Source organism: Sphingobacterium sp. G1-14 (genome assembly GCF_002196555.1).
GTDB lineage: Bacteria > Bacteroidota > Bacteroidia > Sphingobacteriales > Sphingobacteriaceae > Sphingobacterium > Sphingobacterium siyangense.
Window position 1 is genome coordinate 500,091 of the sequence record NZ_CP021381.1, and the last position, 18,161, is coordinate 518,251.

At 39.5% G+C, this 18,161-nt stretch carries 13 protein-coding genes; 9 read left to right on the plus strand and 4 right to left on the minus strand.

The genetic code is table 11. The annotated features are described in order from the left end of the window. Nucleotides 1-62: 62 nt before the first annotated feature. Nucleotides 63-557, minus strand: coding sequence for an IPExxxVDY family protein (locus tag CBM24_RS02160; protein ID WP_232475665.1), 495 nt, complete (start codon nt 555-557; stop codon nt 63-65). A 287-nt stretch (nt 558-844) separates the two neighbouring features. Here CBM24_RS02160 and CBM24_RS02165 point away from each other — a divergent pair, with 287 nt between their 5' ends. The 8 genes from CBM24_RS02165 (at nt 845) to CBM24_RS02200 (ending at nt 9,555) form a co-directional block, all read left to right on the plus strand. After that, complete coding sequence (locus tag CBM24_RS02165; RefSeq protein ID WP_028070665.1) at nt 845-1,081, plus strand: acyl carrier protein; 237 nt, start codon at nt 845-847, stop codon at nt 1,079-1,081. Nucleotides 1,082-1,108: 27 nt separating this feature from the next. Then, a complete protein-coding gene (gene fabF, locus CBM24_RS02170) occupies nt 1,109-2,362 on the plus strand; it encodes a beta-ketoacyl-ACP synthase II (protein ID WP_046674847.1) in 1,254 nt (417 codons plus the stop codon). 84 nt (nt 2,363-2,446) lie between these two features. Further along, nucleotides 2,447-3,187, plus strand: a complete 741-nt coding sequence (gene rnc / locus CBM24_RS02175) for a ribonuclease III (protein ID WP_088160073.1) — start codon at nt 2,447-2,449, stop codon at nt 3,185-3,187. Nucleotides 3,188-3,211: 24 nt separating this feature from the next. Continuing rightward, a complete protein-coding gene (gene hisS, locus CBM24_RS02180) occupies nt 3,212-4,594 on the plus strand; it encodes a histidine--tRNA ligase (protein ID WP_088160074.1) in 1,383 nt (460 codons plus the stop codon). Nucleotides 4,595-4,837: 243 nt separating this feature from the next. Continuing rightward, nucleotides 4,838-5,833 (plus strand): pyruvate dehydrogenase (acetyl-transferring) E1 component subunit alpha, encoded by a 996-nt coding sequence (pdhA, locus tag CBM24_RS02185; RefSeq protein ID WP_046674850.1) that lies wholly within the window; start codon nt 4,838-4,840, stop codon nt 5,831-5,833. A gap of 29 nt (nt 5,834-5,862) precedes the next feature. Then, nucleotides 5,863-7,494, plus strand: coding sequence for a pyruvate dehydrogenase complex dihydrolipoamide acetyltransferase (locus tag CBM24_RS02190; protein ID WP_088160075.1), 1,632 nt, complete (start codon nt 5,863-5,865; stop codon nt 7,492-7,494). A gap of 382 nt (nt 7,495-7,876) precedes the next feature. After that, entirely contained in the window at nt 7,877-9,067 is a 1,191-nt protein-coding gene (locus tag CBM24_RS02195; RefSeq protein WP_088160076.1) for a serine hydrolase domain-containing protein, read from the plus strand. A gap of 128 nt (nt 9,068-9,195) precedes the next feature. Next, nucleotides 9,196-9,555: a CoA-binding protein gene (locus CBM24_RS02200; protein WP_088160077.1), complete on the plus strand. Its 360-nt coding sequence runs from the start codon at nt 9,196-9,198 to the stop codon at nt 9,553-9,555. On the opposite strand, the gene CBM24_RS02205 is transcribed toward CBM24_RS02200, so the two are convergent. The 3 genes from CBM24_RS02205 to CBM24_RS02215 form a co-directional block, all read right to left on the minus strand. Next, nucleotides 9,552-10,802: an ROK family transcriptional regulator gene (locus CBM24_RS02205; RefSeq protein ID WP_088160078.1), complete on the minus strand. Its 1,251-nt coding sequence runs from the start codon at nt 10,800-10,802 to the stop codon at nt 9,552-9,554. The genes CBM24_RS02200 and CBM24_RS02205 overlap by 4 nt on opposite strands. A 151-nt stretch (nt 10,803-10,953) precedes the next feature. Further along, complete coding sequence (locus CBM24_RS02210) at nt 10,954-14,355, minus strand: DUF1080 domain-containing protein (RefSeq protein WP_088160079.1); 3,402 nt, start codon at nt 14,353-14,355, stop codon at nt 10,954-10,956. 12 nt (nt 14,356-14,367) lie between these two features. Then, nucleotides 14,368-15,636 carry a Gfo/Idh/MocA family oxidoreductase gene (locus tag CBM24_RS02215; protein WP_088160080.1) on the minus strand — a complete coding sequence of 423 codons (1,269 nt, stop codon included), beginning with the start codon at nt 15,634-15,636 and terminating at the stop codon, nt 14,368-14,370. A gap of 383 nt (nt 15,637-16,019) precedes the next feature. Between CBM24_RS02215 and CBM24_RS02220 the strand changes: the two genes are divergently transcribed. Then, nucleotides 16,020-18,161 carry a glycosyl hydrolase family 95 catalytic domain-containing protein gene (locus CBM24_RS02220; RefSeq protein ID WP_157698356.1) on the plus strand — a complete coding sequence of 714 codons (2,142 nt, stop codon included), beginning with the start codon at nt 16,020-16,022 and terminating at the stop codon, nt 18,159-18,161.

The following is an 18,161-nucleotide window of genomic DNA, read 5'->3' on the forward strand; positions in this document are numbered from 1 at the left end:
AACTAAATCGAATTAATTTAGATCTAAACTGGGGTGTATTTGCTACACTAACCTACAGTTTGCTAAAATATGAGATTTTCTTTAGATTTCAATATTTTTGGCGATATTTCTTTTGCAATGACGACTTCGGGTAATTTGCTGATCCTTTTGATAATATGTTCCACGTCATCCTCACAGATGTAGTTTTTGATAATGATAAAAAAATCAAAGTGGGGGTTTTCGGGAATTAAATAAGTTCCTTCGATGCTCTTATTGTTGATAAGAAAATATTCCGTATCAGCATCGGGGATAAGGTAATGAAAAGCAGTGAAGTGGTAGCTTATTTTTTTCTTTGTGTCAAAGATAATATGATATTCAAGTTCTTCTTCGGGTTTGTTTTTTTGTCGACCATCATGGTCGTATTTACTTTCTTTTCCTCTGGAAAAATTCAGATTAGTCTCCTTGTTGATAAAATGGCAGAGTCGGTAATCTTTCAGAGAACAGGTAATGGCGAGTAGGGTAAAATCCAACTCTTCGTCCATATCCATATCTAATCTTGCTACTAACTTATTGACCACTTTAATGCTTAAATATATGCTCCTCTGCTAACGAAGGTACTAATAAATTTAAGGTTGGAATATACTTTTTGTGTAAAATTTGAGTTAATTAGCTGAGCGTTTGGAATACAAAATATTTTTTGTTATACTTGAACTAAGTTAATATAGAGTGGGTTAGCTAGTATAAGACGCGAATAAGTTCGGTCGCCTAACGTGGTGACTTTCATCTAAATATCAATTTAGGTTTGAATTTTGATGAAATTTATTTTTCTTTGCACAGATTTATTAAACAATTAAACTATAAAATCATGTCAGATATCGCTTCAAGAGTAAAAGCAATTATCGTTGAAAAATTAGGTGTTGACGAAAACGAAGTAACACCAGAAGCTTCATTCACTAATGATTTAGGTGCTGATTCACTTGACACTGTTGAGTTGATCATGGAGTTTGAAAAAGAATTCAACGTTGCTATTCCTGATGATCAAGCAGAGACTATTGGTACTGTTGGTCAAGCAATCGCTTATTTAGAAAAAAACGTTAACTAACTAATTTAATTAGGCTAATCGTAATAAATGGAGCTTAAAAGAGTAGTAGTAACAGGATTAGGCGCCCTTACACCAATTGGAAATACCGTCTCAGCTTACTGGGAGGCGTTAATAAATGGTGTAAGCGGAGCTGCTCCTATTACGCATTTTGATGCGTCAAAATTCAAGACTCAGTTTGCATGTGAGGTAAAGGGGTTTGATCCGCATGAATTTATGGATCGTAAGGAAGCTCGTAAAGTCGATCCTTTTGTCCAGTATGCAATTGCGTCAACAGATGAGGCAATTAAAGATGCTGGCTTAGATTTTGAAAAATTAGATACAAATCGTATCGGAGTAATTTGGGGCTCAGGAATAGGGGGGTTAACAACTTTCACTGAAGAAGTTGCAAACTTTGCAAAGGGAGATGGAACACCTCGTTTCAATCCTTTCTTCATTCCTAAGATGCTCGTTGATATTGCTCCAGGACATATTTCAATGCGTCATGGTCTTCGTGGGCCTAACTTTTCTGCCGTATCGGCTTGTGCCTCGGCTACCAATGCAATGATAGATGCTTTTAACTATATCCGTATGGGCAAAGCTGATGTGATTGTTACGGGTGGATCAGAAGCTACAGTCAATGAGGCCGGAATTGGTGGGTTCAATGCTATGCATGCTTTGTCAACCAGAAATGACGACCCTAAAACAGCCTCACGTCCTTTTGATAAAGATAGAGATGGTTTTGTTTCGGGAGAGGGTTCAGGTGCCTTGATCTTAGAAAGTTTGGAGCATGCCTTAGCACGTGGAGCAAAAATCTATGCAGAGATTGCAGGGGGTGGAATGAGTGCTGATGCACATCATATCACAGCATCGCATCCTGAAGGATTGGGCGCAAAACTGGCTATGACAATGGCTGTAAATGATGCAGAGATGGATTTTTCAGATATTGATTATATCAATGTTCATGGGACTTCTACACCGGTAGGTGATATTAGTGAAACGAAGGCTATTGTTGACCTGTTTGGTGAACACGCCTATAAATTGAATATCAGTTCAACTAAATCAATGACAGGGCACCTTTTGGGTGCTGCAGGAGCTATAGAAACTATCGCTTCTATATTGGCTGTTCAAAATGATATTGTCCCTCCGACAATCAATCACTTTACAGACGATCCGGAAATTGATAATAACTTGAATTTTACATTCAACAAAGCGCAAAAACGTATAGTTAATGCGGCGTTGAGCAACACATTCGGTTTCGGTGGCCACAATGCTACTGTTATTGTGAAAAAATATAAAGCTTAATGTTTGATCCTTCAAACATGGTTTGATAATATGAGCTAGCGACAGGTTCTTTAACTAGGACTTGTCGCCTTATTTTTAGAAGAGATGCCTTTTGCAAGGATATATAAATTATATTTTTCGCCAGATCGGGAATACGTTAGAAAACTAAAAAACCTGCTTGGATTTGTCCCCGGAAATGTACATCTGTACAAGATGGCTTTTAGACACAAGTCTGTTGCCGTTACAATTAAAGAGGGCGCAAAGAATAGCAACGAACGTTTAGAATTCTTGGGTGATGCTGTTTTGGGTTCGGTTGTGGCTGAGCTGTTATTTAAGAAGTATCCTTATAAAGATGAAGGGTTCCTGACTGAAATGCGTTCAAAAATTGTCAGTAGAGCAAACCTAAATCAACTTTCTAGAAAGTTGGGTTTTAATGAGCTTATCCAGTTTGATGCGCGAATGATCAGTTTTCCGAATAAACAGGGATCCTTATTGGGTGATGCTTTTGAGGCATTGGTAGGGGCAGTCTATCTGGACAGGGGCTATGTTTTTACAAAGAGCTTTTTGTTGAATCGAATTATTAAACCGCACGTCGATATTCATCTATTGGAACAGACGGAAACAAACTTTAAGAGTCGGTTGATTGAGTGGTGTCAACATACGGGCAAAGAGATCGTATTTCGGCAAACAGACAATCCGGAAGGAGAGTCTTCTAAAATGTTTAGTATTGAAGCGGTCGTTGATGGCATTGTTTGTGGACTTGGCCGTGATTTTAATAAGAAATCTGCAGAGAAATCTGCAGCCGAAAAAGCCTGTGAATTCCTTAAAATTCTAGAAGTAGAATAAAGGATTTTATTAACTTTGCCAAATATGGCAGCAGTAAAACCTTCTTTGGCAAAAGGAACGCGTGATTTTTCACCTTCCGAAATGATCAAACGTAACTATATTTTCGATACACTGAAAACGGTATTCAGAAAATATGGCTATAATGAAATACAGACCCCTTCATTTGAAAATTTGACAACCCTTACCGGTAAATACGGTGACGAGGGTGATAAATTGATCTTTAAGATTCTTAATTCGGGTGATTACTTGGCGAAAGCGCCAGATAACCTACTTCATGATAAAAATTCCAATAAGCTCATTCCTCATATATCAGAGAAAGCATTACGATATGATCTTACGGTGCCGTTTGCACGCTATGTTGTGATGCGCCAAAATGATATTACCTTACCATTTAAGCGTTTTCAGGTGCAACCTGTGTGGCGTGCAGATCGTCCGCAACGCGGAAGATACCGTGAGTTTTATCAATGTGATGTCGACGTGGTCGGGTCAGAAAGTCTATTGAATGAAGCTGAGTTTATTTTGATTTATCAAGAAGCCTTCGAACGTTTTGGACTGAAAGATTTTAATATTAAAATCAACAACCGGAAAATTCTTTCAGGTATTGCTGAAATCATCGGAAAACCGGAACTGATTGTGGATATGACTGTCGCGATCGATAAATTGGATAAAATCGGGTTGGAAGGTGTCAACAAAGAATTGTTGGAAAGGGGTTTCACCGAGGCAGATCTTGCTATTTTGAAACCTATAATTTTATTGGAAGGCTCGAATGATGAGAAACTGTCTTCCTTAAAAACGATTTTAGCAACTTCTGCTGTCGGTTTAAATGGTATCGCTGAGATTGAGGAAGTGTTTGACTATGTCGGCAAATTAGGTGCTGAAGAAAAATTGCTTAATCAAATCATAGATCTGGATATTACATTGGCTCGAGGCCTCAATTATTATACAGGTTGTATTTTTGAGGTCAAGACGAATGAGGTTGCCATGGGAAGTATCGGTGGCGGTGGTCGCTACGATGATCTCACGGGTATGTTTGGTCTGAAGGGGCTGACCGGAGTCGGTGTTTCCTTTGGTGCGGATCGTATCTATGATGTGTTGGAAGAGCTGGACTTATTTCCTATCGGTAAGGCCGATTCTACCAAACTCCTGATTATAAATTTTGATAAACAACTGGAAAGTTACACCCTGAATTTACTCAATAAGCTTCGGAAGGAAAATATCGCTTCGGAACTCTATGCTTCTCCTGTAAAATTGAAGAAACAAATGGGTTATGCGGATGGGAAAGGAATCCCCTACGTATTATTAGTGGGTGACGAAGAGGCTACTTCAGGGCAATTGTCATTAAAGGACATGGAAAGCGGGGAACAGGTAAAGGTAACTGAAAGTGAGCTGATACAAAAACTTCGATAGCAAACAGTTTGCATAAAATAGATTAAGCCAAATGATTATTAAGTCCTTTGGCTTTTTTATTTTCATAAGTTTTTGATTTATTTGATTGTGCCGTTCATTTATTTGTAATCAAATGCTATATACTTTAAATCAAATGTCTTAGAAGTGTCTTAAAGTATAAATAAAATTGATTTTTGGGCAAGGAAATTCGTCCAAAATTATTAGATTTGTAGTCTAGAATAGTAAGAAAATCAAAACTTTGAAATGAGTTCAACACCTATAACAAAAGAGACATATTTGGAGTGGTATAAGTCTATGTTACTTATGCGTAAGTTTGAAGAAAAAGCAGGTCAACTTTACGGACAGCAAAAGATTCGTGGTTTCTGTCACTTGTACATAGGACAAGAGGCTGTAGTCGCTGGAACGATGTCAGTAATCAAACCGGAAGATTCTTTAATCACTGCTTATCGTGATCACGCCCACGCTTTGGCTAAAGGCGTTTCTGCAAATGCTTGTATGGCTGAATTATATGGAAAGATCACGGGTTGTTCAAAAGGTAAGGGAGGTTCTATGCACTTCTTCTCCAAAGAACACAAATTCATGGGTGGCCATGGTATTGTTGGTGGTCAGATTCCTTTAGGTGCTGGTATCGCATTTGCTGAAAAATATCTTGGTACAGATAATGTAAATATCTGTTATATGGGTGATGGAGCTGTGCGTCAAGGTGCATTCAATGAGACATTGAACATGGCGATGTTGTGGAAACTCCCTGTTATCTTCGTGTGTGAAAACAACGGTTATGCAATGGGTACTTCTGTACAACGTACAACGAACATGCAGGATATTTACAAAATGGGCTTAGGTTTCGATATGCCTTCTGCTCCGGTTGATGGAATGGATGTTGTTGCTGTACACAATGCGATGGACGAAGCTGTTCAACGTGCTCGTGCAGGTGAAGGTCCAACATTCCTAGAAATTCGTACATACCGTTACAAAGGACACTCAATGTCTGATCCAGCTAAATATCGTACGAAAGAAGAACTAGAAGCGTATAAAGACCGTGACCCATTGTTGTCGACTAAACATGCTATTTTAGAAAACAACTATGCAGATGACGCTTGGTTTGCAGAAGTTGAGGCTGATGTGAAAAAGGTCGTTGAGGAGTCGGTGAAATTTGCAGAGGAATCTCCTTATCCAACTGCAGATGAATTGTACAAAGATGTATATGTACAACAAGACTATCCATTTATTTTAGATTAATACTCTTTAACTTGATAATATAATAAAGAATGGCTGAAGTAGTAAGAATGCCGAAAATGAGCGATACAATGACCGAAGGGGTCATCGCGAAATGGCACAAAAAAGTTGGTGATAAAGTAAATTCTGGTGATTTAGTAGCTGAGATTGAAACAGATAAAGCTACGATGGACTTTGAGTCTTACCAAGAAGGAACTCTTTTATATATTGGTCCCAAAGAAGGCGAAGCAGTAGCTATTGATGCTGTTATTGCTGTTTTAGGAGAACCGGGTGAAGATTTTCAAGCATTGTTGAGTGGTGATGCACCTGCTGCTGAAAAAGCACCAGAAAAAACCGAAGAAAAAAAAGCAGAAGAAGTTTCTGGTCCAGAATCTTCGGCTAGTACTGTAACTCCTGAAGAATTGGGATGTACTGTTATTACAATGCCTTTGTTAAGTGATACCATGAAAGAGGGGGTCATTGCGCAATGGAACTTCAAAGTTGGTGATACGATAAAATCTGACGATGCTATTGCTGATGTAGAAACTGATAAAGCGACTATGGAGGTTACAGCTTATGCTGATGGCACCTTGTTATATGTTGGTCTCGAAGCTGGACAAGCTGCAAAGGTAAACGACATCATCGCGATTGTTGGTCCTGCTGGAACTGATATCACACCTTTGTTAAATCAAAAATCTGCACCTGCAAAGGCGGAAACTGCTGAAGCTCCTAAAGCTGATTCAGCTGCTGCTGTAACTGCTGCACCGGTAGCATCGTCTTCAAGTGATGATTCTCGTGTGAAAGCTTCTCCTTTAGCACGTAAAATTGCACAAGAAAAAGGTATCAATTTAAGTGATATCAAAGGTTCTGCAGATGGTGGCCGTATTGTGAAGAAAGATGTTGAATCGTTTGTTCCTGTTGCTGCACAACCTGCGGAGACAAAAGCTGTAGCTGCTCCTGCAACAGAAGCAAAAGCAATCACTTTGCCTACATTTGTTGGTGAAGAGCGCTATACTGAAAAACCAGTTAACCAAATGCGTAAAACTATTGCGCGTCGTCTAGCAGAGTCATTGTTTACAGCTCCACACTTCTATTTGACTGTATCAATTGACATGGACAATGCAATGGCTGCTCGTGCGCAGATCAATGAGGTTGCTCCAGTAAAAGTTTCTTTCAATGATATCGTTGTAAAAGCTGTTGCTGTTGCTTTGAAAAAACATCCTGCTGTAAACTCTTCATGGCAAGGCGATAAAATCCGTTTCAATGAGCATACCAACATTGGTGTTGCAATGGCTGTTGAAGATGGTTTATTAGTTCCTGTTGTGCGTTTTGCAGATGGTAAATCATTGTCACATATCTCTGCAGAGGTGAAAGACTTCGCCCAAAAGGCGAAAGCTAAAAAATTACAGCCTGCGGATTGGGAAGGATCTACATTTACAGTTTCCAACTTAGGTATGTTTGGAATAGACGAATTTACATCCATTATCAACTCACCAGATGGAGCTATTCTTTCTGTTGGTGCTATTCAAGCAGTTCCTGTAGTTAAAAACGGAGCTGTAGTTCCTGGTAATGTAATGAAAGTGACTTTGGGTTGTGATCACCGCGTGGTTGATGGCGCAACTGGAGCTGCATTTTTGCAAACATTGAAATCTTTGGTTGAAAATCCAGTAAGATTATTAGCATAATCCTTTAATAGAGGAATTAAAAGCCACTTTAGTAATAAAGTGGCTTTTTTTATGGCCTTAATTGATTAAGCTCATTCCACAGGAAAGCTTTTTTTACCGATAATTTCTATCGTTATCCGTTTGGTTGAAGGAAGTACAGGTTGTTCAACTCTATAGTGAAAGAGACGCTGTGCGTAAAAAAGGTAACATATACGATGAATAACAATTATTGTAGGGAAAAATTCGTTTTTTTATACTAAAATCTTCATTTTAGCATTATTATCAGTATGCTGGTCCTTCTATTACGAGCTTCAATAATTTGATATTATTTAGGACACAGGAAATAGGGGGTATTTATTGATATACAATACAGAAAACACAAAAATCCGGGAGACTTAGTATAGTGAAATTATTTTTTTTAAAGGGAATGGTCGCTCTTTTGTTTGTATCTACAGTGGCTTGTAGTTCAAAAGAGAAAAAACAGAAGGAAGCAGCGATAGCGCAGGCAAAAGTGGATAGCACAAGGCTCGTCTATAATCCAAATAATGCAGATCAGAAGATCGATGCTTTTATGAAAAATCTTCATTCAAAAGCTGCATTCAATGGGAATGTTCTTGTTGCGAAAGATGGTAAAATCTTATATCAGAATACATTCGGCTGGGCAAATTACTTAAAACGGGATAGTCTAAAAATTGATGACAAATTTGAACTCGCTTCCGTTTCTAAACCGCTTACAGCTGTCGGAATTTTAAAGTTAGTAGAGGCAGGAAAGTTACGTCTCGATCAAACGATCAATGACTTCTATCCGGATTTTCCTTATCCTGGTATTACCATAAAAATGTTATTGACACACCGTTCGGGATTACCTAATTATGTTTATTTTTCCGAGGAACATTGGCCTGATCGTAAGAAAGGAATGACGAATCAGGATGTGATGAAAATGCTGACTGAATTTAAACCCAATCGCTATGGTGCGCCAGGAGGGCGTTTCTTTTACAATAACTCCAACTTTATGGTCTTAGGGGCCATTATTGAAAAGATATCAAAGCAAGATTACGCTACGTATATGAAAGATAGCGTATTTAATGTTGCCGGAATGACAAATACAGCTGCACTTTCTAAGGCAGTGTATGATAAAATTCCGACTAACGTTATTGGGCATGACAAGGTATGGCGAAGATCGGTCGTGCAAAATTTTCAGGATGGACCGCTTGGTGACAAAGGAATTTATAGTACGGTGCGTGACCTTTATCGTTTTGATCTTGCTTTGAGAGATGGACGATTGTTAAAGCAGTCAACATTGGATTCGGCATACCGAGGATATCCGGATGCCAAAAAGGGAATTTTTAGCTATGGTTATGGTTGGCGTACGTTTGAGCATAGTAATGATCATATCGTATACCATACAGGTTGGTGGCACGGTTTTAGACATATTTATGTAAGAGATTTAAAGAGAAACATAGTTATTGTTTTACTTTCTAATATGACAAATGGAAGCTTGGTCAAATTGGACGAGCTTTATAAAATCATGGGAATGCCAGTATTGCGTAAAAATGCGTATAGCAACCATGGTGATTTTATCATCGATGAGTAATTTTTGAGCGATGCTACTTTGAGAATTTAGATTATCTTCTTTATCCTATTGTAACGAGAAGGCAAAGAAGATAATCTACATGCCCTGAGTATGCATGCAACAGGTAAACACAAAAGATATAAAAAGGGATGAAAAAAACATTGATTTTAGGTGCTAGTACCAATCCTTCACGTTATTCGAATAAAGCTGCAAATATGTTGCATAAACATGGGCATGCTATCGTTAATATTGGCTTGAGTGGAGGGGAAGCCGCCGGAGTTCCTATTGAAAAGAAAGGTGATATCCATACAGATATTGATACTGTGACAATGTATCTTAGTGAGCCTAATCAGAAAGAATATTACGATTATATATTAGCGACGAAGCCAAAACGAATAATATTTAATCCTGGTGCGGAGAATGCAGAATTGGAACAGTTCGCTATGGAGCACGGTATTAAGACAGAAAGAGCCTGTACTCTTGTCTTGTTGAGTACAGGGCAGTTTTAGATTTTGGATTTATGAAGCAATTCAACCGATAGGTACTTCGTGATAAAATAATTTGTCAGACCCACGGTATTGCTGTCGAGATTTAGACTTGACACTTTGATGTCACAATGTTCCTTCAAAATGGCCATGGTATAGGAATTTATGGCTTGTTGTATCGGAATCGTGATCAATTCATTTGCTTTTGCAATTTTTCCACCCAACACGATCAATTCGGGATTGAGTAGCTGTATTAAAGATGCAAATGCTTTTCCTAGGTTTGTTCCTAGTTTTGAAATCTGATTTATTGCAAATTGATCACCCTTGTTTGCCGCTTCAATAATATGTGTCGGTGTTAAATGTTGTAATTCATCGGGTTGTAATTCATTTAATTTAGTCAGCTCTCCTTTTTGGATTTCCTGTTTAGCATTGTTGACCAAAGCAATTCCGGAAGCTACGGTTTCCAAACAGCCTCTTTTCCCACAATAGCAAAGTTCACCGTTGTCGATAAAGGGCATATGTCCTACTTCGCCGGAGTAGCCATCACGGCCTAGGTAGACTTCGCCATTGGACACGATTCCTAAACCTATCCCCCAATCCATTAGGATAATTAAACTGTTTTTTGTGTTTTTTGCCAATCCAAATTTCAATTCAGCATAAGCTGCGCCTTTGACGTCATTCAGAATGAAGACCGGTTTTTTATATATGCGCTCAAAATAGTTTGTTATGGATTGATTGTCGTCATGTAAAAAAGTCTCGTTAGTACCTTCTTCAGCATTGATTAGTCCTGGCATGCCAATAATAATCCCTGTTAGGTTCTCAGTATCAACTGATTTATCGATAAGATATTGATCAACGATTTGTGTGATAGCGGCTAGATTTTCTCCATTTCGAGATAATTCATTATCCAGCTCAACAGTTTCAGCAATAATGTTCTGGTTGTTGTCCATTATGCTCAGTGTGATGGAGAAACGTTGGAGTTCAATCGATAGCACCTGAAACAATCCATCACATAGCTTATATAAATTGGGTTTACGTCCACCAATAGATTCTCCTTTGTCAAATTGACGGATAAAATCATCTTCCAGCAATTCTGCAATAAGGCTATTTACCGTAGGCAGGCTTAAATAGAGTTTTTTTACAATGTCATTTACCGATACAGATCCTAATTCGGCTATTAATTTTATAATGGAGATTTTGTTGAACAGATTTTTCTTTTCAGGTTTACTCTCCAATTTTTTGTTAATCAGTAAGTTTACGGCTTTAGTCATAAAACGTCAAATTTTGAAATAGAATCCTCAGGGCTTTAATTTAGCAAAAGTTTTGGAATCATTTGGTTATTTTTCTCACTTGACAAGCAAGTGGGCTAATTAGCAAAAAGGGGATAAGATTCCTTATCCCCTCTCTACGTATAAGTTTAGACTATTTGAGTTTTTTTACTCGAATATCTTTAAAGAATACTTCGGTACCGTGTCCTAGAAACCCGATATGACCAAAGGTTCGTTTAAGCCCAGGATGTTGTTTGCCATCCAGGGTTCCATTTTTGCTTGCCTCGGCGATATCCGCATCCACGATAACCGCGCCATTCAGTGTAACTTTGATGCGATTTCCTTTCACCACGATTTCCTCGGAGTTCCATTCACCTACGGGTTTTAAATGACCTTTTTTGGCAGGAACAACTCCATAAATTGAACCGTGATATTGGTATTGCTTTAAGTCTTTATAAACATCTGCACCATCATCAAGTACCTGGATTTCCATGGCCTCATATGCGGCATCTCCCTCCAGAGGAGCGCGTATTCCCACACCATTGTTGGCACCAGGCGTTAATTTGAAGTCGAAGCGATAAATGAAGTCTGCATATTCTTCTTTTGTGTAAAGGTTTCCACCAAATTTTGCATTTGGATACACCCAGATATAACCTTCGTCGTTGACAACATAAGCTTGGTTTTCTGTCCACTTGTCGAGGTTTGTTCCATCAAAAAGTACTTCAAAACCTTCTTTTTTCTCTTGATCGCTCAATTTAAAGATTTGTTTTCTTGGGAATTCCTTGATAAAAAGATCTCTATAATAAACAACTGAACCATGCGCTTGTAACTCAATTTGTTCGGTAGGGAAAATTGATTGGTTTCTATCCCAATAGTTTTCAAGAGGAATATTATCGGTTACTAACTGTCCATTTAACCAAACTGTGACTTTATCGTCTACCATTTTGATTTTAAATGTATTCCATTCGCCAGTAGCATTGTCGGCAACCTTCAACGGTTTGCTTTCATTTTTCTGGTTGTTATATAATCCGCCAGAGCCAACTTGGGCGCCGACTCTTGTATTCGCAATATCCCAAATTTGTACTTGGGGAGTACCTCTCAAGTAGATACCGGCATCACCTTCTATACCGCCATAGTTTTCCAATTTCCAGTCTACCAGCATTTCAAAATCGCCATATTTCTTTACGGTCGCCAGATTATCGCCTTTACCACTGAAGGCAATTTCACCATTGGATGCTGTCCAACCTTTGCGCATGATATCGTCGGCTTTAGCTTGTTCTGCTGCTAAAGTTTTCTCGTTCATTTTACTGCGTTTGATCGGATCTGCTACCAAACCTTTCCAGCCACTTAGGTCTTTACCATTGAACATCGAAACATAACCTTCTTTGATCGGCATTTCAGCGAGATAGCGAATAACAGCTTCCTTAAGGTATCCACTTTCACTACCCGACAATTTACCGATCACCTGTTCAAGAACCTCTCTAACCTTTTTGCCATAGAACTTGTTGTCCATTGCAATGTTCATCGCTACATTGGCCGCAGTTCCGCCAAGTTGCGCGTCGCTCATTAAATCAGCGGCAAAAACTAAAGACTGGTATGTTCCTGTAGGTTGTAACGCAGATAATGCTGCTTTTTTCTGATCTGTGGTTTTGGCAACGTTGAATGCATCTCTTAATAACAAAGTTTTCTGTTCAGGCGTATTCGAAGAAGAAGAAATTGATTTAATTAATCCTCTGTATACCGTATTGAAAAGATTATCGTCTTTTTCTGTTCGGGAAAGAGATACCAATTCTGGCAGTGCGTTGGAGGTAGACCAGCTAGCCAAAGACTCAATTGCTGCGGACCGTAGACCTGTATTATTGTTGTTAAGGTATGCAGTTACAGCTTTCAATGACTGGGCGTCACCAAGCCCAGCAAAAATAGGGAAATACTTAGCGGTATTAGGCGCTGCAGACTTCGATATATTAGCTGCTAGTTGTTCTGTTAATCCCTTTGAATTTGTGCTTGACTGAACCACATTGACAATGGCACGTTGCAATAGCACGGCAGATTTATTGTCTGTTGTATTGTTTAACCTACCGAATAGTTCTTCTAAGTCCGATTCCTGGGCTACATTTGGGAGTGCTTTGTTGATCGCTTCTTCGACAGCAGGGTTTGCACTCTTTATGGCTAATACAGCTTTGGATGATGCATTGTTGGAACGTTTACTTAAAATATCCAGCAATTGAATCTTTTTGTCGTCGTCTACAGTGGCAAGTGCATTGTTGACATCAGTAACGACATTTGCATCTTTCGATGAAAGGATCAATGCTTTTACCGAATTGTTAAATTGTTGATCAGCGTTGAGCGCCTGGATTAAGGTATTGGTTTCTTTACCCTGAGATAGTGTATTTAGTGCACTTAATCCAGCTAATTTAGTTACGGGAGACTGTGTTTTATTTACTAATGCCTGGATTAGTTTTAAGCTGCTTGCCGAACCATTGTGGGCTAAGTAGTTCAATACACTTTCTTGCACTTCAGGAGTACCCTTGCTTGCTAAAGCAAGCAAGCTTTTTGCGTCGGCGCCTTTTCCGTATTTTCCGAGTAATTGTAATGCAATGTTACGGTAAGCACCATTATCGCTCTTAACAGCTGCTAACAAGTTCTTTTGTTGTTTCGCTGGGTCGATGGTTGTCAATAATTTAAGCGATGCAATTTGGCCGTTGATCGATTTTGCTTTTTGTGATTCCTGGAAAAACTTGTTTAGGAACTTAACCGCATCTTGGTCGTGTTTATTGTCGATCAATGCTTGAGCATAGTCGATACCAAGTCCTACTGCATCCAATTTGTCATAGCTATAGCCGGCGGCATTTAGTTTTTCCTGGAATAGCGATTCAGAAGCTGTGCCCCCGATTTTGCTCAGCGCGATCAATGCTGTTCGTTGGAAGCCATCCGAATTATATTTTTGCGTTAATCCTAAAATGGCACTTTCAGCATTTTTATCTTTTAGATCTCCGAGTGCTGTAACCAGGGCAATGGCAGTTTTCTCTGTTGTGGATGCTGCTAAAGCTTTTTCTAAGGCTGCTGTCGATTCAGGGGTACGAATAGAAACTAGGGTTCTCGCTGCTGCATCGGCGAGATAATCGTTTGTCAAACAAGTAGCGACAGCTGGTATAGCTGTATTATCGGCGCATTGACGTAACAGGCGTAGGGCAAAGACCTGATTTGTTGGTTCACTCAATTGCGCTATGGATTTTGCCAATCCTTCAACGAAAACTCTTTTTTGTTGTTCTTTACCAGGCTGATTAACATAGAACGAATAGCTGTTTGCCGCAAATTCTATCGGAGCATTGTTGCTACCTGGTGCTTTAAGTCCTTTGAGGAACGTAACGACGTCATCAGAAGAAAAACCTTCCAGCTCATGCATGGCAAGTAAAAACTTTTCTTTTTCTTCAGCCGGCTGTTGTGCCAATACGTCTGCTATTTTAGTTGCAGTCGTTCTATTTTGTGGTTGCTGAGCGTAGGTTGCACTAGATATAAGAAGCAATACGGTCAGCGAATTGAATATTCTTTTCATTGGGATATCTTTTTAAATAGACCAAGGGCCTCTCATTGGTTGGTGAATTAATCTATTTGCGGCGTCGTCATTAATAAATAGCTCATTTTGAGAGTCATATTTTAGTGATCTGTTCAGTCGCAATGCTGCTAATCCCATATTGACCAAGGTACAAGAACGGTGTCCATTGATCTCATTCAGTGCAAACTTTTCTCTTGTGCGAACGGATTCCAAGAAGTCAGTAATCTGTGGTGCAGGTTCAGGGTACTGTGCAAGTTTTCTTTCCAAATCCGGTATATCTGATTGGAATCCTCGATATAATTTACCTTTTGGACCTTCAATATAGGCTGCCTTTTCATCTTTCGCTTCACCGTCTAAAATGATCTGACAACCATCGGCATAGGTAAATGTAATTCGTCTCCATGTGCCCACGGCATCCGGATGTTGCTGCGGAGCATCAACGTCGACGGTAATCGGGCTTTCGTTGTCTTTACCTAAGAAGTATTGAACAGGATCCATATAATGTTGCCCCATATCTCCTAGACCGCCACCATCATAATCCCAATATCCTCTAAAAGTGGTATGCACGCGGTGTTTATTGTAAGGCTTATATGGCGCCGGACCTAACCAAAAATCGTAGTCAAGTTCAGCCGGTACTTTCTCCTCTGGTAAATTTTCCTTTCCTACCCAATAGAACTTCCAGTCAAATCCGGTATGTTTGCTTATTGTAACTTTCAAAGGCCAACCTAACATGCCAGTATCAACTAATTTTTTGATTTTGCTTACTGGAACATTCATTCCATAAAAATCATCCTTGAAACGAAACCAGGTATTTAAACGGAAGATATTGCCATGTTGTGCAATGGCTTCTTTCACTTTTTTACCCTCACCGATAGTACGTGTCATTGGTTTTTCACACCAGATATCTTTTCCTGCTTTTGCCGCTTCAATGGACATTAGTCCATGCCAATGTGGCGGAGTAGCAATATGCACAATATCTACTTCCGGAGATTTAATCAACTCCCTAAAGTCATGGTATTCCTTCACACCACCGCCTAAGTCTGCTTGTGCTGCCGCTAGATGGGTTTTGTCCACATCACAAATGGCTACTGTTTTAGTTCCGGCGTAGCCAAAGTGTCCACGGCCCATATTGCCGACACCAATTACACCTTTGGTTAGATGGTCGCTCGGAGCAAGATAGCCCTGTCCTCCGAGTACAAAGCGTGGTACAATAGAAAATGCCGCAGCACCGACCACGGATTTTTTTATGAAATCACGCCTTGATGAATTCTGTTCTTTCATTTTGGTTGGATTAGTTGTTTTATAATTGATCCACTATTAGGCTGTTAAAAATAACGGCATTGGATATTTAATCTTAAAAATAGATAAAAAACTGATAAATGTAAACTGATAACTAAAATTTTACGTATTGTTTATTTGTGTTTTGTTAAAAAATAACAAAAGAATACTGTTGAATTCATTTCTTTCATATATAGCTACCTCATTATTGCCTATGCTGTGTTGTTTTATCTACTAAATTGTTACATTTCAGAGAGGTAGCTATTCGATGTGGTAGACAGAAAAGGACTTGATCTCGATTTTCCTCAATCGTTTTCGTAAAAGAGGCTTGATTTCAGGAGAATAATCCAGCATCTTTATGGTCGCTCTGATAGCATTAAATCCTAATGATGAATCTAAGAATACTGTTTTTACTCGTTTGCATCCTATGCCAGCCATTTGGAGGATCAGCTCAATTTAGAATTCCAGTGTTGGGCCATACGATTTATGAAGGAGTGTTTACTGGAAATGGTCTCCTGGGAACGATGACTTACTTAGCCGGTAAGAATTCGATGCGTGTGGATATTGGAAGAACTGATATTTATGATCATCGAGCGAATTCGGCCGATAAATTGTTTGATCAGGCGCGTATGTCGTTAGGTCATTTTGAAATAGAATTTGAACGCCCGATTGTGCAGGCACAAGGAGAAATTCATTTAAAAGATGCCTATGCTGAGGCGAAAGTCGGCACAGACCAAGGGATGGTGAGAATTCGGACGACCACCTTATCAAATGACAACATTATTTTGCTAGAGGTATTTAAAAAAGATTTTAACGGGAATTACCATCTTACATGGAAACCCGACGAAGCCATCAGCCCAAGGATGGGATTCAGCTATACGCAAAAACCGAAAAACTATCCGACAAATCCAAAAGGAAGTTTTGGCACCCAAGGCGAAATAAAATATTTTGATCAGCCACTTCTAGCCGGGGGAGGGTATGTGACGGCTTATTGTGGCAGATCCGGCAAAGAAGTGGACACCTATTTAATTACCGTAGATTATAACCAGCAGGGAACCGCTTATGTCAAAAAGGCGATCAATTATGTTCAGAATTTTAAAGAACAAAAGTTAACGAAGGGACTGGCGTCCCATCGCAAGTGGTGGACAGACTATTTTGCAGCATCTACACTGGAGCTGCCAGATACGGTTTACCAGCAGTTTTATGATATGCAACTGTATAAGCTTGCCAGTGCAACAAGGTCAGATAAACCCGCTATGGATTTACAGGGGCCCTGGACAAGTCCAACTCCGTGGCCAGCGTACTGGCTTAATCTTAATATGCAACTTGCTTATTCCCCTGTTTTCAAAGCGAACCAGCTCGGTATTGCAAACTCGTTGATCCAGATGATTGATCGGAATAAAGATAATTTAAGACAAAATGTTCCCGAGCCTTATCGCTATAACAGTTTGGCTGTAGGTCGCTCCTCGGGGCCAAGCTTATGGAGTCCTGTTCTTCTGGCAAAAAATGTTTCATTGGATGCGGCTTCCGATGGTGAAAAGGAGCTAGGTAATCTCGTATGGCTGTTGCATAGTTATTATCAATATTATCGAGCGACCCTGTCGCAGGAAGTATATGATCGCTTATTTCCGCTACTGAAGGAAGCGATAAATTATCATTTGCACTTATTGGAAAAGAATCAAGCAGGAAAATACCATATCGGTGTGAAAACCTATTCACCAGAATATTCAAAAGGGTATGCTTATGATACAAATTATGATCTTTCTATTTTCAAATGGGGGCTCAAGACGCTTATTGAGCTGGATCAAGAAAGAGGCGGCAAGGATAAACTTCATGCTGTCTGGACAGACGTATTGGCCAACTTGATTGATTATCCACAAGATGTCGATGGCTTTATGATCGCAAAAGATCTACCGTATGGCGAGTCGCATCGTCACTATTCGCACCTAATGATGATTTATCCTTTTTACGATATAAACTGGGATCAGGTAAATAATCAAGCTCTTATTGAGCGCTCTATTGCACATTGGCAGAGCAAAAAGCAATTGTTGCAGGGCTATTCATTTACGGGGGCTGCCTCTATGTATGCCATGATGGGAAGAGGAGACTCGGCTTTGGCTTCGCTGGATGTGCTATTGCAGAAATATATTAAAGCCAATACACTATATGCTGAAAGCGGTCCGGTGATAGAAACCCCACTGGCAGCGATGGCCAGTATTCAAGAATTGTGTATGCAGTATTGGAATGGTGTATTACGCGTGTTTCCTGCTATTCCTCATAAATGGAAGGATGTTTCCTTTACCAATTTTTTGACAGATGGTGGAAATCTCGTATCAGCAGAGCGGAAAAATGGAAAAACGGCCAACATCCGGATCAAAAGTCAATATGGAGGTCGTCTACGTTTAAAATCCGATATCGGAATACCAGAGGTAAAGATACAGGGAAAAGGTACGTTTGATATAAGGAGAGATGGAACAATTGATCTGAAGCTTGATAAGGGAGCAATCGCTTTGATTAATGTACATTGA

What these genes read in the sequence shown, in the direction of transcription:
- CBM24_RS02165 (WP_028070665.1), top strand. Translation starts at nt 845, where the DNA reads ATGTCAGATATCGCTTCAAGAGTAAAAGCAATTATCGTTGAAAAATTA.
- fabF (WP_046674847.1), top strand. Translation starts at nt 1,109, where the DNA reads ATGGAGCTTAAAAGAGTAGTAGTAACAGGATTAGGCGCCCTTACACCA.
- CBM24_RS02210 (WP_088160079.1), bottom strand. Translation starts at nt 14,355, where the DNA reads ATGAAAAGAATATTCAATTCGCTGACCGTATTGCTTCTTATATCTAGT.
- CBM24_RS02190 (WP_088160075.1), top strand. Translation starts at nt 5,863, where the DNA reads ATGGCTGAAGTAGTAAGAATGCCGAAAATGAGCGATACAATGACCGAA.
- pdhA (WP_046674850.1), top strand. Translation starts at nt 4,838, where the DNA reads ATGAGTTCAACACCTATAACAAAAGAGACATATTTGGAGTGGTATAAG.
- CBM24_RS02205 (WP_088160078.1), bottom strand. Translation starts at nt 10,802, where the DNA reads ATGACTAAAGCCGTAAACTTACTGATTAACAAAAAATTGGAGAGTAAA.
- rnc (WP_088160073.1), top strand. Translation starts at nt 2,447, where the DNA reads ATGCCTTTTGCAAGGATATATAAATTATATTTTTCGCCAGATCGGGAA.
- CBM24_RS02215 (WP_088160080.1), bottom strand. Translation starts at nt 15,636, where the DNA reads ATGAAAGAACAGAATTCATCAAGGCGTGATTTCATAAAAAAATCCGTG.
- CBM24_RS02220 (WP_157698356.1), top strand. Translation starts at nt 16,020, where the DNA reads ATGATGAATCTAAGAATACTGTTTTTACTCGTTTGCATCCTATGCCAG.
- hisS (WP_088160074.1), top strand. Translation starts at nt 3,212, where the DNA reads ATGGCAGCAGTAAAACCTTCTTTGGCAAAAGGAACGCGTGATTTTTCA.
- CBM24_RS02200 (WP_088160077.1), top strand. Translation starts at nt 9,196, where the DNA reads ATGAAAAAAACATTGATTTTAGGTGCTAGTACCAATCCTTCACGTTAT.